At 65.4% G+C, this 14,740-nt stretch carries 14 protein-coding genes; 4 read left to right on the forward strand and 10 right to left on the reverse strand.

The features are described from left to right. Positions 1–65: 65 nt before the first annotated feature. The 3 genes from MU856_RS00920 (at position 66) to MU856_RS00930 (ending at position 5,608) form a co-directional block, all read left to right on the forward strand. Positions 66–1,478 (forward strand): M20/M25/M40 family metallo-hydrolase, encoded by a 1,413-nt coding sequence (locus tag MU856_RS00920; protein WP_263588221.1) that lies wholly within the window; start codon positions 66–68, stop codon positions 1,476–1,478. 70 nt (positions 1,479–1,548) lie between these two features. Further along, complete coding sequence (gene parC / locus MU856_RS00925) at positions 1,549–3,843, forward strand: DNA topoisomerase IV subunit A (protein WP_263588222.1); 2,295 nt, start codon at positions 1,549–1,551, stop codon at positions 3,841–3,843. 88 nt (positions 3,844–3,931) lie between these two features. Continuing rightward, positions 3,932–5,608, forward strand: a complete 1,677-nt coding sequence (locus MU856_RS00930) for a putative bifunctional diguanylate cyclase/phosphodiesterase (protein WP_263588223.1) — start codon at positions 3,932–3,934, stop codon at positions 5,606–5,608. Here the strand turns inward: MU856_RS00930 and MU856_RS00935 are convergent. From MU856_RS00935 to MU856_RS00950, 4 genes are all read right to left on the reverse strand, one after another. Continuing rightward, positions 5,581–6,786 carry a CCA tRNA nucleotidyltransferase gene (locus MU856_RS00935; protein WP_263588224.1) on the reverse strand — a complete coding sequence of 402 codons (1,206 nt, stop codon included), beginning with the start codon at positions 6,784–6,786 and terminating at the stop codon, positions 5,581–5,583. The genes MU856_RS00930 and MU856_RS00935 overlap by 28 nt on opposite strands. 1 nt (position 6,787) lies before the next feature. Beyond that, on the reverse strand, positions 6,788–7,378 hold the full coding sequence (locus MU856_RS00940; protein ID WP_263588225.1) for a CoA pyrophosphatase: 591 nt from the start codon (positions 7,376–7,378) through the stop codon (positions 6,788–6,790). Further along, on the reverse strand, positions 7,378–7,962 hold the full coding sequence (locus MU856_RS00945; RefSeq protein WP_062901020.1) for a DUF1285 domain-containing protein: 585 nt from the start codon (positions 7,960–7,962) through the stop codon (positions 7,378–7,380). The genes MU856_RS00940 and MU856_RS00945 overlap by 1 nt, the downstream gene beginning before the upstream one ends. 90 nt (positions 7,963–8,052) lie before the next feature. Further along, on the reverse strand, positions 8,053–8,334 hold the full coding sequence (locus tag MU856_RS00950; RefSeq protein ID WP_003042843.1) for a hypothetical protein: 282 nt from the start codon (positions 8,332–8,334) through the stop codon (positions 8,053–8,055). Positions 8,335–8,465: 131 nt separating this feature from the next. On the opposite strand from MU856_RS00950, the gene MU856_RS00955 reads away from it, so the two are divergent. Continuing rightward, the gene (locus MU856_RS00955; RefSeq protein ID WP_263588226.1) at positions 8,466–9,623 is read left to right on the forward strand and encodes a YdiY family protein; all 1,158 of its coding nucleotides are present in this window, start codon (positions 8,466–8,468) and stop codon (positions 9,621–9,623) included. Here MU856_RS00955 and MU856_RS00960 read toward each other — a convergent pair. From MU856_RS00960 to MU856_RS00985, 6 genes are all read right to left on the reverse strand, one after another. Then, positions 9,620–10,078, reverse strand: coding sequence for a VOC family protein (locus tag MU856_RS00960; protein ID WP_062764188.1), 459 nt, complete (start codon positions 10,076–10,078; stop codon positions 9,620–9,622). The two genes, MU856_RS00955 and MU856_RS00960, sit on opposite strands and share 4 nt — an antisense overlap. Beyond that, positions 10,075–11,610, reverse strand: a complete 1,536-nt coding sequence (locus tag MU856_RS00965) for a M20/M25/M40 family metallo-hydrolase (protein WP_263588227.1) — start codon at positions 11,608–11,610, stop codon at positions 10,075–10,077. Before MU856_RS00965 ends, MU856_RS00960 begins: the two co-directional genes overlap by 4 nt. A 126-nt stretch (positions 11,611–11,736) precedes the next feature. Beyond that, the gene (locus MU856_RS00970; RefSeq protein WP_062901017.1) at positions 11,737–13,260 is read right to left on the reverse strand and encodes a fumarate hydratase; all 1,524 of its coding nucleotides are present in this window, start codon (positions 13,258–13,260) and stop codon (positions 11,737–11,739) included. Positions 13,261–13,328: 68 nt separating this feature from the next. Continuing rightward, complete coding sequence (locus tag MU856_RS00975) at positions 13,329–13,649, reverse strand: hypothetical protein (protein ID WP_062901016.1); 321 nt, start codon at positions 13,647–13,649, stop codon at positions 13,329–13,331. A 33-nt stretch (positions 13,650–13,682) separates the two neighbouring features. Further along, positions 13,683–14,147 carry a Fur family transcriptional regulator gene (locus tag MU856_RS00980; RefSeq protein ID WP_003042824.1) on the reverse strand — a complete coding sequence of 155 codons (465 nt, stop codon included), beginning with the start codon at positions 14,145–14,147 and terminating at the stop codon, positions 13,683–13,685. Positions 14,148–14,199: 52 nt separating this feature from the next. Next, positions 14,200–14,631, reverse strand: a complete 432-nt coding sequence (locus tag MU856_RS00985) for a MerC domain-containing protein (RefSeq protein ID WP_263588228.1) — start codon at positions 14,629–14,631, stop codon at positions 14,200–14,202. Between the last annotated feature and the right edge of the window lie 109 nt (positions 14,632–14,740).

The raw sequence follows: 14,740 nt of genomic DNA on the forward strand, positions 1-14,740 counted from the left end.
GCAAGCGGCTTGCAGCGCGCGGCGCTTTCTGCTCCTTTCGCGGCCTGTTCAGGGGAGGCCAACCAATGAAAATCTTGTCCGCCTTGCTGTCGTCGGCGCTGCTCGTCGCCGCGCCCGCCACCGCGCAGCAGACGGCGCCGCGCGCGGACCAGCTCGCCTTTCGCGATCTTTACAAGGAACTGGTCGAAACCGACACCACGCTGTCGGCGGGGAGCTGCACGCTCGCCGCCGAACGCATGGCCGCGCGCCTCAAGACAGCGGGCTTTGGTGACGAACAATTGACGCTGTTCGCGGACCCCGATCATCCGAAGGAGGGCGGCCTTGTCGCCGTCTATCCCGGCACGTCGAAGACCGCCAAGCCGATCCTGCTCATCGCGCATATCGACGTCGTCGAGGCGAAACGTGCGGACTGGGAACGCGACCCGTTCAAGATGGTCGAGGAAAACGGCTATTTCTATGGCCGCGGAACGCTCGACGACAAGGCGCAGGCGGCGATCTGGACCGACATGCTGATCCGCTTCCGCACGGAAGGGTACAAGCCGAAACGCACCGTCAAGCTGGCACTGACCTGCGGCGAGGAAACCAACGGCGCCTTCAACGGCGCCGAATGGCTGGCGGCGAACAAGCGCGATCTGATCGACGCCGAATTCGCGCTCAACGAAGGCGGCGGCGGCGACAGCGACGGCAAGGGCCATGTGATCGGCCAGTCGGTGCAGGTCGGCGAAAAGACCTTCGCCAACTTCCGCCTCGAAACCCGCAACGCGGGCGGCCACAGCTCGGTGCCGGTGCGCGACAATGCGATCTATCAGCTCGCGCGGGCGCTGACGCGGATCGACGAATATGAATTTCCGGTCGAAATGACCGACACGACGCGGCGCTTCTTCAGCGAAGCGGGCGCCGCGCGCGGCGACGCAACGGGCAAGGCGATGGCCGCGCTCGCCGCCGATCCCGCCGACAAGGCGGCAGAGGCAATCGTCAACAAGGATCGGTTCCTCCACGGCAATATCCGCACGACCTGCGTCGCGACCCTGCTCGACGGCGGTCACGCCCCCAATGCGCTGCCGCAGCGGGCGGGCGCCAATATCAACTGCCGCATCTTCCCCGGTCATCCGATCGAGGAGATCAAGGCCGAGCTGGAAAAGGTGATCGGCGACCCCGGCGTCACCGTGACGCAGCTTCCGCCCAAGCGCCCCGCGCCGCCAGCACCGCCCCTCGACCCCAAGGTGATCGGCCCGATGGAAAAGCTCGTCGCGCGTTATTGGCCGGGGCTGAAGGTCATCCCGTCGATGGCGAACGGCTATACCGATGCGACCTTCCTCGGCGCGGTGGGCATCCCGACCTATGGCATTCCCGGCATCTGGGGCGACCCCGATGGCAACGGCGTCCATGGCCTCAACGAAAGGGTCGAAGTGAAGGCGGTCTATGTCGGCCGCGACTTCATGTACGATCTGGTCAAGGCCTATGCCGACAAGCCTTAGGGCCCTGTCCCTACGCGATCCTCCCAAGCCCTTTGCGTTGATGCGCTAGGATTGCTATCGCGCCGCGACAATGGCCAGCACCACCGACGACCTTCCGCCTCCTGAACCCGGCAACATCGACACCCCCTTCGGCAGCGCGCTGTCGGAGCGCTATCTGGTATATGCGCTGTCGACGATCACGGCGCGGTCGCTGCCCGACCTGCGCGACGGGCTGAAACCCGTGCATCGCCGCCTCTTGTGGGCGATGCGCGCGATGCGGCTCGACCCGTCGCAGGGCTACAAGAAGTCGGCGCGCGTCGTCGGCGACGTCATCGGTAAATTTCACCCGCACGGCGACACTGCGGTCTATGATGCGATGGTCCGCCTCGCGCAGGATTTTTCGCTGCGCTATCCGCTGGTCGACGGGCAGGGCAATTTCGGCAACATCGACGGCGATAACGCCGCCGCCTATCGTTATACCGAGGCGCGGCTGACGCGCGTCGCGATCGACCTGATGCAGGGGCTCGACGAAGGCACGGTCGATTTCCGTCCGACCTATAACGGCGAAGACGAAGAGCCGGAGATCATGCCCGGCCTGTTCCCCAACCTGCTTGCCAATGGCGCGAGCGGCATTGCAGTGGGCATGGCGACCAACATCCCGCCGCACAACGCCGCTGAGGTGATCGACGCCGCGCTCGTCCTGCTCGATAATCCCAGGGCCGAGCTTGCCGAGCTGCTGACGCATGTGCGCGGCCCCGATTTCCCGACCGGCGGCGTCATCGTCGACAGCGCAGAGACGATTGCCCACGCCTATGAAACCGGACGCGGCAGTTTTCGCGTCCGCGCGCGCTTTTCGACCGGCAAGCAGGACGGCGCGTGGGAGGAGACGGGGATCGAGAAGCAGGCGGGCGGCACATGGCAGCTCGTCATCAGCGAGATTCCCTATGGCGTTTCCAAGGGCAAGCTGATCGAAACGATCGCGCAGCTTATCGCCGACAAGAAGCTGCCGATCCTCGAAGATGTCCGCGACGAAAGCGCCGAGGATATCCGCATCGTGCTGGTGCCCAAGAGCCGCAACGTCGATCCCGACATCCTGAAGGAAAGCCTCTACCGGCTGACCGAGCTCGAAAGCCGCTTCGCGCTAAACCTCAACGTCCTCGATGCGACGCGCACGCCCAAGGTGATGGGGCTGCACCAATTGCTCACCGAATGGTTGCAGCATCAGATCATCGTCCTCGTTCGCCGCGCGGAGCATCGCATCGGCAAGATCGACGATCGGCTGGAACTGGTCGGCGGCTACCTCATCGCCTTCCTGAACCTCGACCGGGTGATCGAGATCATCCGCACCGAGGACGAGCCGAAGGCGGTGATGATGGCCGAATTCGAGCTGACCGACCGGCAGGCCGAGGCGATCCTCAACATGCGCCTGCGCAGCTTGCGCAAGCTTGAGGAAATGGAGCTGAAGCGCGAGCAGGCCGACCTGATCGCCGAGCGCGAAGAGCTGGCGAAGCTCGTCGCCAGCAAGGACCGCCAGAAGACGCGGCTGCGCAAGGATCTGGAAAAGCTGAAGGCCGTCTATGGCCTCGACACGCCGCTCGGCGCGCGGCGCACCGCGATCGCTGAAGCCGCGCCGGTGCGCGACATTCCGCTCGACGCGATGATCGAGAAGGAACCGGTGACGGTGATCCTGTCGAAGCGCGGGTGGATTCGCGCTCAGCGCGGCCATGTCGCGGCGGACCAATGGGGCGAGTTCAAGTTCAAGGAAGGCGACGAACTCGCCTTTGCGGTGCATGCCCAGACGACCGACAAGCTGCTTGTCGCCGCGAGCGACGGGCGCTTCTATACCGTAGGCGCCGACAAGCTGCCCGGCGGCCGCGGCTTCGGCGAGCCGCTGCGCCTGATGGTCGACATCGACCCCGACGCCCGTATCGTAGCGCTGATCCCCGCGAGCGCCGACGGCCGGCTGCTGCTCGCTTCGACGAGCGGGCACGGCTTCGTAGCGCAGGTGGCCGATGTGATCGCCGAGACGCGCAAGGGCCGCAATGTCGTCAATCTGAAGCCCAGGGCGCACTTGTCGGTCGTCCGCACGATCGCGGCAAACCATGACAGCGTCGCGGTGATCGGCGAGAACCGCAAACTTGTTGTCTTCCCGATTGCCGAAGTGCCGGTGATGGCGCGCGGTCAGGGCGTGATGCTGCAGAAATATCGCGATGGCGGCCTGTCCGACGCGACGAGCTTCGTCTTTGCCGAGGGGCTGAGCTGGACGATGGGCGGCGAGACGGGGCGCGTGCGCACCGAAACCGACCTCGGGCCGTGGCGCGTCGCGCGCAGTGCGTCGGGGCGGATGCCGCCAACCGGTTTCCCGCGTAACAATCGCTTCGACTGATCGCAATTTACGTTGCCGTAAATAGCTTCTTTACCTCCGGTCACTTAGGCATCGACCAATGGGGAAAGGTCGCATCAAACCCTTTATTATGCCAATAGATAGAACCGGTGAAGACCGGCCATCCTTGTTTGTCGGCTGGATCGACGCCTTACCGGTCCCCGCCGCGCTTGTGCGGCCGCTGGCACGCGGCAATTTTCGCCTGCACGCCAGCAACGCCGCCTTCGACCGGCTCGACCTGTCCCCGGCGGGTGTCGAGGCGCCGATCGAACTGCGCCGCGCGATCGAAAAGGCCGCGCAGCATATTGGCGGCGTCCACGAATTTTCCTGCCGCCTGGGCGAAGGCCCGGCGGCGCGCGACCTGCGCGGATCGATCGGTCCGCTGTCGGACGAGAGCGGCGACGATTCGCTGTTCCTGCTGACCCTGATCGACCGGACGCAGGAAATGATGACCGAGCGCAATCTGCGCCGCGAACTTGTTTCCGACAGCCTGACGGGCCTCCCCAACCGCGCCGGATTCGAGGAGCTGGTCGAACAGCGCAGTGCCGAGCAGGAAGCGGGCGATCACGCCATTCTGTTGCTCGATCTCGCGCGGTTCAGCCGCATCAACGAACATATTGGTCCGCTCGCCGGCGACGAGCTGATCATCACCGTGGCGCGGCGCCTGAAATCGAGCCTGCGCAGCGGCGACATATTGGCGCGAACCGGCGGCGACGAATTCGCCATCTCGACGCGTATCGCTGGCGGCAAGGCCGACGTCCGCGAAATGGCGCGCCGCATCCGCGGCTGCTTTGACCACCCCTTCCGCATCGGCGAGCTGAAGGTCAGCGTCGATTGCGCGCTGGGGTGCGCCATTCAATCCGCGCCCGACACCGATGTCGCCGATCAGATCCGCCACGCGCAGATCGCGCTCAAGCGGGCGAAGCAGACCGACCGCATCGAAATCTACGAACCCGAGGCGGCGCTGCTCGCCGACAATCGCTTCGGGCTCGAAACCGAATTGCGCAACGCGATCGAGGAAGACCGGCTGCACCTCGACTTCCAGCCGCTCGTCGAACTGTCGACCGGCAAGGTGGCGGGCTTCGAGGCGCTGGCGCGCTGGAACAACAGCGCCGGCCGCGCGGTGTCGCCCTCCGAATTCATCCCGGTGGCAGAGGATTCGGGGCTGATCGTCCCGCTCGGCCAATGGGCAATCGCCAAGGCTGCCGAAACGCTCGCCGCGTGGGACCGCGAGAATGATGCCCCGGTCAATTGCTATATCTCGGTCAATGTCTCGGCGATCCAGCTCGTTCGTGATGATGTCGCGGCGGTGGTCCGCGAAGCGCTGGCGCGGCACGGCATTGGCGGCGACCGGCTGATGATCGAACTCACCGAAAGCGCGATCATCGGCGATCCCGACCTGGCGCTGTCGGTGCTGAGCGAACTCAAGGCGGTCGAGGCCCGGGTCGCGATGGACGATTTCGGCACCGGCTATTCGAACCTCGCCTATCTCCAGCGCCTGCCGCTTGACGTCCTCAAGATCGATCGCAGCTTCGTAGACCATATGGTCGAGGACCGCGACAAGGCGGCCATCGTCCGCACGATCCAGAGCCTTGCCGAAGTGCTCGGCATGCGTACCACGGCCGAGGGGGTGGAAACCGCCGACCAGGCGCGCCTGCTTTCGGCGCTCGGCTGCGATTTCGGTCAGGGCTTTTTGTTCGCGCGGCCGATGGATGCCCGCGCGGCGATCGCCTATTGGCGTCAGTCGCTGCTCCGCCCGATCATCTGATCGACCAGCTCCGCGACGCGCGCGGCGTCCGGATAATCCTCCGCCACCCATTGCGCCTCGACGCCTTGCAGGATGCGCGCAACCTCCGGCCCCGCCGCGATGCCGCGTGCAACGATGTCGCCGCCGCGCACCGGAAGCTGCGGCACGGTCCAGCCGTCGAGCGCCGCGACCGCAGCCGCTGCATCACCCTCATTCCCACCGAGCAGCCGCGCGTCGCGCGCCGCCTCGATCCCGATGGCATGGGCAAGCTGACGAACCGGCCGCGCGTCGTGGCGATACGCGCTGATCGCCGACAGATGCTTGCGTTGCCGCGTCGACAGGCGCAGCCGGCTCGCGACCTGATCGGCGATGCCGGCGTCGGCGGGCAACAGCGCGGCGAGCCGCCGCAGCGACGCGGGTGCAGCCGCCGCCGCGCTTTCATTGGCGAGCAAGCGGTCGAGCGCGGTCGCAAACCCCGGATCGAGTTCGGGCAGGATCACCGTGAAGATGCCGTCGGCTACCATCTGGCCGACGATTGCGCGCGGATCGGGAAGCGACAATATCTTGGTCAACTCGTCGGCGATGCGCTCGCGCGACAGACTCTTGAGCGACTGGCGCGCGGCGGTCACCGCGGCGTGGCTGACGGGTTCGAGGTCGCCGTCCCCGAAACGCGCCGCAAAGCGATAGAAGCGCAGGATGCGCAGATGATCCTCGGCGATCCGGGTTGCTGCATCGCCGATGAAGCGGACGCAGCCGGCCTGCAGATCGGCAAGCCCGCCGAACCAGTCATCGACCGCGCCGGTCAGCGGATCGGCGTAGAGCGCATTGATCGTGAAGTCGCGCCGCGCCGCATCCTCGCGCCAGTCGTCGGCGAAAGCGATCGTGGCGCGGCGGCCGTCGGTTTCGACATCGCGGCGCAGCGTCGTGATCTCGTGATGATCGCCGCTCGCGATCGCGGTCACCGTGCCGTGCGCGATGCCGGTCGGAATGACCTTGATATCGACCGCCTCGAGCCGCCGCGTCACCTCTTGCGGCAACAGCGGGGTCGCAAGGTCGATGTCGGTCACGGGCAGGCCAAGCAGCGTATCGCGCACCGCCCCGCCGACGATCTTCACCGCATCGGCGCCGAGCGCGGCGACGATCCGGCGCAACCCGGCGCGGCCGCGCCACGCGGCATCGGGCAGCATCGTTACCCCCATCTCAGCGATGCCAGCCGGGCGGCAGCCGCCGCGCCAGATTGATGATGATATCCGCCGTCACGCCCCAGATCCGCCGTCCCTGCCAATGCATGTCATAATAGCGGCGCACCTGCCCTTGCCAATGCGCCTGCTGGCGTTCGTAATTGGCGGGATCGAACAGGATGTCGAGCGGCACTTCGAACCAGTCCTCGACCTCGTCGGGATTGGGATCGAGCGGCAGGTCGGGCGGGATGACGCCGAGGACCGGGGTGATGTGATAGCCGCTGCCCGAACGATAGGCGTCGGTCGTCCCGGCGACCGCGACATCGCGGCGGTGCAGGCCGATTTCCTCTTGGGCTTCGCGCAGCGCCGCATCGACCGCATCAGTATCGCCGGGATCGATCTTGCCGCCCGGAAAGGCGACCTGTCCCGCATGGCTGCGCAGCCATTGCGGCCGCTGGGTCAGGATGACGCCGGGGTCGGGCCGGTCGGTGAAGGCGATCAGCACTGCTGCGTCGCGCAGCGAATCGCCGCGATGGAGCAGATAGCCCTCATCTTCGCCATGATCGGGAAGCAGATTGTCGAGCGCATCGCGCAGCTTTGCCGAGAGCATCAGCGGCCCACCAGCGGAAAGCAGGCGCCGTTCGACCAGATTGCAGGCGGATCGCCGCCTTCGGCCAGCGCCATCTCGACAATCTCGTAATAGAGCGCGCGGTCGATGCGCGCCTCCAGCCCGTTGCCGATCGCGCCGCGCACATGGAGCCGCGGGTCGGGCCGGTCGGGGTCGTGTCCGAAGGACAGCGGATGATCGGCGCCCGCCATGACCAGATCGTCGGTGTCGAGACGGAACAGCAGCGTGCGCGCCGCGCCGTCGCCCTCGCTTTTCATCTCGACGGCGCGGAAGGCGGTATCCTCGACGGCAATCGCCAGTTTTTCGGCCGGGGTGACGAGGACATGGCCGCCATCGGGTTCGCGGCGCAGGATGGTCGAAAAAAGCTTCACCATCGCCGGGCGGTTGATCCGGCCGCCTTCATGATACCAGCTGCCATCGGCGCGGATTTCCATCGCGCTGTCGCCCGTACGCGTCGGATGCCAGCTTTCGACCGGCGGCAGTTTGCGCGCCGCGAGCAATTCGGCGGCCTCGGCCGGCGAAAGCTGCGCAAAGGATTTGGGAAGCGAGGGCGCGGGGCTGACCATCAAACCGACATAGGAAGGTGGATGGGCAAGTAAAGGGAACAGTCGCGCGCGGGGTGCTGCGCTGCCAAGATGATGGCATTCATCAGCCGCTTACCGCGGGCGATTCATCACCCAGCTGAACGCCATCGCGTTGAAGATGGTGTAGAGGCCATAAAGCAGCATCGCGGTGAACCAGTTGCGCGTCGCGATCGCCATGGCCCCGACGAGGAGCAGGAATTCGAACACATAAGTGATGTGCGGTCCCACCTTGTCGGCGAGCGGCCGAACCATCTGCTGCACCAGTGGATCGTCGCTTTCCATGAAGGCGCGGTGCATTGCGAAATTGCCCACCCCGGCGCAGAAAATGGCGATGATCGCGATCCACATGCGCATCAAATGGGGCCTAATGGGTGGAAATGCCAGCGGCTTTGCGGTTAAGAGCGGCGGCACGGCTCTACGCCCGATCGGAAAACCGGTCCCGGAGACAAATACCCGGGGCATCCCCATAAGAAGGATCCCGTTCGATGAGACAGTTCGCGCCGCTGCCGGTTGCCATTCTCCTGATCGCTGTCGGCGCGCCGCCGGCGCATGCCGCCGTTGCCGGCCCCGCGCTGCCCGCCGCAACGGTGCCGGCGGTCACGGCGGCGATGGAGGTGCGGCCCTTGCCCTTGCCCGATCCGGTGCGCGCGATGATTGGCGCCGCGATCGACAGCGGCGAGCGCAAGGATGTGGAAACCGTGGTGGCGCTCGCCAAGGCGACCAATCCGCGATCGCTCGATGAAATCGACGCGATCCTCTCGGCCTGGCGTGCGCGAACCAAGCGGGAGCCCGAGCGTGATCCGGTCCTCCAGATGCTGGCCGCCGCCATGGCGAGCAAGAAGGACGACGATGTAGAAGCGGTGGGCGCGCTTGCCAAGAAGACCAGCCCCGCGCAGGTCGCCGACATCGATGCGCTGCTGGTCGACTATCGCGCCAAGCGCGCGGCCGAGAAGCAGGCGGCGGCCGATGCGGCGCGGGCGCGGCTGGCGAGCGCGAAATTCTGGCAGCATTGGAAGGGCGAGGGGCAGATCGGTGCCTCGCACAGCTCGGGCAATTCGAAATCGACCGGGCTCAGCGCCGGCATCGCGCTGGCGCGCAAGGGGCTGGACTGGGATCAGCGCTTCCGCGTTCAGGCCGACTATCAGCGCACCAATGGCAAGACGACGATCGAGAAATATCTTGCCGAATATGAACCGCAAATCCGCATGAGCGACCGTGCCTTTGGCTTTGGCCTGGGCCGGTGGGAGCGCGACCGGATGCAGGGGTTTGATGCGCGTTGGAGCGCGTCGGGGGGGCTTGGCTACAAGCTGATCGACGGCAAGAAGATGACGCTCAATCTGAAGGCCGGCCCGGCATGGCGACAGACCGAATTGGTGACCGGTGGCCACGAAAGTGAGTTGACCGGGCTCGCGGGGCTCGATTTTGGATGGCAGATGTCGCCGAATCTGCGGCTGACGCAGGTCGCCTCGACGATCGTCGGCGATCGCACGACCACGACCAGTTCGCTGACCGCGCTCAATGCCAAGCTTTCGGGTGCGCTTTCGGCGCGGGTTTCCTATTCGGCTGACATCGACACCCATCCGCCGGCGGGGGTCAAGACCGTCGATACGCTGACCCGCTTCACGCTCGTCTACGGCTTTTAATCGAAGATTTCGGCGCCGCCGATCTCGCGGCCGGCTTCGAGCAGACCGACGCCGGGGACATGGTTGAATTCGATGCGGATGCCGTCGGGGTCTTCAAAAAGGATCGAATAATAGCCCGGCGCCCAGGGCTCCTCCTGCGGGCCGTGGACGAAGACGATGTCGCTGCGGTCCTTCAAAAAGGCATAGAGGCGGTCGACCGCGTCCCGATCGCGCATCCGGAAACAGGCATGATGCAGCCCCGGCGCGCCCTGATCGAAGCGTTTTCCGGCATTTTCCGGGCTGCCGGTCCGGATGCCGATCGCGGTGCGGCCGCCGACGCCGTAAAGCATCGCGTCGCTGTCGAGCACGACCTTGAGCTCGAGATAGCCGATGAGGTCGCGCCAGAAAGCCGTCGAACGCGCGAAATCGCCGGCGGTCAGGATGACATGGGCGACCCCGTTGAGATCGCCGGTCATTTGATCGCGGCGAGAGTATAGAGAAATTCGGCGAAGCCCATCGTCGCATCGACCATGCCCGCGACCTTGGGATTGGTCGAATCGATCAGATAATATTCGTTCGGCGCGTGCGCGCCCGACCCGTGGCCAATGCCGAAATGGGCGGCGGGGATCGACACGGGCGGCGCGGTGAAGGTCGCGCCCGGCCAGCTTCCCGCCAGACGCGCGTTGATGTTCGCCTTGACGCCCAGCGCCTTGTAGGTGGCAAGCTCGGTACGGACGAGGCGGCTGTCCTCGGCGACTTCGGTCGGATCATAGCCGCCCGACACGTTCATTTCGACATCGGTGAAGCCATGCTTGTCGAGGTGGGCGCGCAGCTTCTTTTCGGCCTCGGCGCGCGTTTGGTTGGGGACGAGGCGGAGGTCGAGCTTCGCGACCGCGCGGCCGGGCAGGATCGTCTTGCCGCCGGGACCGGTGTAGCCCGCGACCAACCCTTCGATATTGACCGTCGGTTCCTGCGCGAGGCGGATCAGCGCATCGTCATATTTGAGGTTGTCGATCCAGACATTGACGCCGAGCGCCTGCTTTTCGGCCGCCTCGTCGGCACCCTTTGCGGCTTCTCGGATCAGCATCTTTTCGCGCTCGGTAAGCGGGCGGACATTTTCGAACCAGCCCTCGATCGCCGGCGTATTGCCGTCGGGCGTGACCAGCGTCTGGAGCGCCTGCACCAACCGCCACGCTGGCGAATCGAGCATCGCCTTCAGGCTGGAATGAACGTCGCCCTTGGGGCCGCGGCCCCATTTTTCACCGCTGGCGATCAGTTCAAGTTCGATGATACCCTTCGACCCCAGATTGACATCGACTGCGCCGGTCTTGTCCTGCGAGGCGAAGGGGATAAAAATGCCGTCGCATTTCTTGAGCGCGGCGAGCACGTTCGGTTTGGTCGCGACCTGGCGGAAATGCGGCGAGCCGATCTCCTCCTCGCCCTCGCAGATCAGGACGATGTTGACGGGCAATTTCGCCTTGGCAGCGCGGATCGCGTGAAGCGCAGCGAGGAAGGTCGCCTCGGGGCCCTTCTGGTTCACCGCGCCGCGCCCGACGATCGACAGGCCAAAGCCCGGCTTGTCGACCATCTTGCCTTCGAGCGGCGGCGACGACCATTCGGCGGGGTCAAACTGCTTCACATCGTACATGAAATAGATGCCGAGCGTGCGCGGCGCCCCGACATCGATGGTGCCGAACACCCCGGGCTGGCCGTCGGTCGGAACGATCTCGACATTCGAAAAGCCCGCGTCCCTCGCAAGTTCGGCCATATAGGCCGCGCCTTCGGCCATGTTGCGATTTTCCGCCGCGATCGAGGGCAGGGCGATCCAGTCGCGCAGCCGCTCGACCGACGCCTCCTTGCCCGCCTCGGCCGCCTTGCGGATCGCCGCCATCGGACCATTTGCGGCGAGCGTCGGCAGCGGCCGCATCATCATCGCACCCGCGCCCAGCATCGCAGTGCCGCGAAGCAATGCGCGGCGGTCCAATCGGTCAATCTCCCGGAAATCCATCACGCGTCCCCTATGCTGTGTATGCCGTGAGGGAGTGTTCTTCAAATTGGAGGAGATGGCAAGGATGCACCGGCGAGACCCCGATCTTTGCCGGGGTGACGGGAACGAAAGAGCAGCCTTTGATGGTTAGGCTTTCTCGAGCAGCCCTTCGTCCTTGATCCGCTTTTGCCAGATTTTCGGCGCGTTGACGTGGACATTCTGGCCTTCGCTGTCGACCGCGACGGTGACGGGGAAGTCCTTGACCTCGAATTCGTAGATCGCCTCCATGCCGAGGTCGGCGAAGCCGACGACCTTGCTGCCCTTGATCGCGCGCGCCACGAGATAGGCTGCGCCTCCGACCGCCATCAGATAGGCGCTCTTGTGCTTGGCGATCGCCTGCGTCGCGGCGGGGCCGCGTTCGGCCTTGCCGACGCAGGCGAGCAGCCCCTGATCGAGCATCATGTCCATGAATTTGTCCATGCGCGTCGCGGTGGTGGGGCCGGCGGGGCCGACGATTTCTTCGCCCACCGGATCGACCGGGCCGACATAATAGATGACGCGGCCCTTGAATTCGACGGGCAGCTCTTCGCCCTTGGCGAGCATGTCGGCGATGCGCTTGTGCGCGGCATCGCGGCCGGTGAGCATCTTGCCATTGAGAAGGATGCGGTCGCCCTGTTTCCAGCTGGCAACGACTTCGGGCGTCAGCGTGTCAAGGTCGACGCGTTTCGCGGCGCTGTCGGGAGCCCAGTCGATCTGCGGATAGTCGGCGAGCACCGGCTTTTCGAGATAGGCGGGGCCGCTGCCATCAAGCGTGACATGCGCGTGGCGGGTCGCGGCGCAATTGGGGATCATGGCGACCGGCTTAGACGCGGCGTGGGTCGGCCAATCCTTGATCTTGATGTCGAGCACGGTCGCGAGGCCGCCAAGCCCCTGCGCGCCGATGCCGAGCGCATTGACCTTTTCATACAGCTCGATGCGCAGTTCCTCGGTCGGATTGCTCGGCCCGCGCGCGAGCAATTCGGTCATGTCGATCGGGTCCATCAGCGACTGTTTGGCCAGCAGCATCGCCTTTTCGGCAGTGCCGCCGATGCCGATGCCGAGCATGCCGGGGGGGCACCAGCCGGCGCCCATCTGGGGCACCATTTCGAGCACCCAGTCGACGATCGAATCCGACGGGTTCATCATCTTGAACTTCGACTTGTTCTCGCTGCCGCCGCCCTTCGCCGCGACGTCGATATGCACCTTGTCGCCGGGGACCATTTCGACATTCAGCACCGACGGCGTGTTGTCCTTGGTATTGACGCGGCTGAACGCCGGGTCGGCGAGGATCGAGGCGCGCAGCTTGTTGTCGGGGTGGAGATAGGCACGGCGGACCCCTTCGTCGACGACCTGCTGCAGGCTGCGGGGGCTGTCGAGGCGGCAGTCCATGCCCCATTTGACGAACACGGTGACGATGCCCGTGTCCTGGCAGATAGGGCGGTGCCCCTCGGCGCACATGCGGCTGTTCGAGAGGATCTGCGCCATCGCGTCTTTCGCGGCGGGCGAAACTTCGCGCTCATAGGCAGCGCCCAGGGCGCGGATATAGTCCATCGGGTGAAAATAGCTGATGTACTGGAGCGCGTCGGCGACGGTTTCGATGAGGTCGTCCTCGCGGATGATGACGGTGTTCATGTGCAGCCCTTTGCCCGGTTTCGTGAGTCGCGGTTTCCCTAGACCCGCATCGCGGCAACGGAAAGGGGTCAGCGCCTGCGGCGCCCGAAACCGGTCGCGGGCGGGCTCGCCGGGCGGCGCGCGGACGGGCGGACGACAGGGCGAAGGGGTAGCTCGGTGGGTGCGACGAGGAGTGGACGGCCCCGCATTGCGGCGACGCGCCCGGCCTGCCGCGCGTCGCTATCGGGTCCGAAGATCGCGAGAAGATCGTCCTGCCCACCCGCGAACTCGAAGGCAAGCACCGGTGCACCGTAGCCCGGCTCGGCGGCGAAGCTGTCTTGCGGGAAGCTTTGGCTCAGCCAAAGGCCGACCGTTATGGTGCCGAACCGAGGAAAAGCGCCGCGAGCCACCAGCGTACCGCTGGCGGCGCGCCCGCATTCAATCTATTGGCACTCGGCGCATTTGCCGCGCACCTCGATCACCGGGCGCTCGGCGGCAAATCCGGTCGCGGCGGCGGCAGCGCGCACGCCGTCAGACAGCTTGTCATTATCGACATGGACGGCATTGCCGCAGCTGTCGCAGATCAGGAAGATGCAGTCGTGCAGGCAGCCGGGATGGCTGTTGGCTACAAAGGCATTGGCGCTTTCGACCCGGCGGACGAGATTGTTGGCAACGAACAGGTCGAGGATACGATAGACGCTGTTGGGCGCGACCCGCTTGCCGCGTTTTTGCGAGACGATGTCGGCGATTTCATAGGCACTCGCTGGCTTGCCAATTTCGGCGACCGCATCGAAAATCTGCGCGCGCATGTCGGTCCACGCTTCGCCGGCCTTTTCGAGCGCGTCCTGCGCCGCATTGGCGAGCGAGGCGCCGCTGGCCTCGATATGCGCATGTTCGTGCTTGCCCATAAGGATAATGTAGGCGCTTTGGGGGGCGCCCGCAAGCTGCGGGCAATGCGTATCAGTGCGCCGCGCGGCGATTGAGATCGTGCCCGAGCGCGACGACCGCAACGCCGATCATCGTCGCGAGCACTTCGCTGCCGTCATGCGGCCGCGACAGAGCGCCCGCCATCATGCCCAGCCCGAAGCTGCCGACCGCGAAAGGCATCATATAGCCGTGGCTGAGCACCCCTGCGACGAGCGTCACCAGCGCAAAACCGATCGCGACGACCAGCCCGATCTCGTGAAAGGCGGGATGCAGCAAAGCGCCGCCGACCGAGGCGATCGAGGCAAAGAAGATCGTGCTGGCAAGGCAGTGGACGAGGCACAGGCCCGACAGGCCGATGGCGAGTTGATCGCCCGTCAAAGCGGTCAGCGGCCGCGAATCGCGCGCAGCCCGAACCAGCGCGCCAAGGCGCGTCAGAGCAGGGGCATGGCTGGCGACGTGCGTCACCCGATTCTCCAAGGAAAGCAATTGCAGGCCTTGATATGGCATAACATGACAAAGGTTACAATATCACATTATGACATTTCTATCCTGCCGCTTCCGGTCACCCCCGCGA

This window comes from Sphingopyxis sp. GC21, from assembly GCF_025727575.1.
In the GTDB taxonomy this organism is placed as follows: domain Bacteria; phylum Pseudomonadota; class Alphaproteobacteria; order Sphingomonadales; family Sphingomonadaceae; genus Sphingopyxis; species Sphingopyxis terrae_A.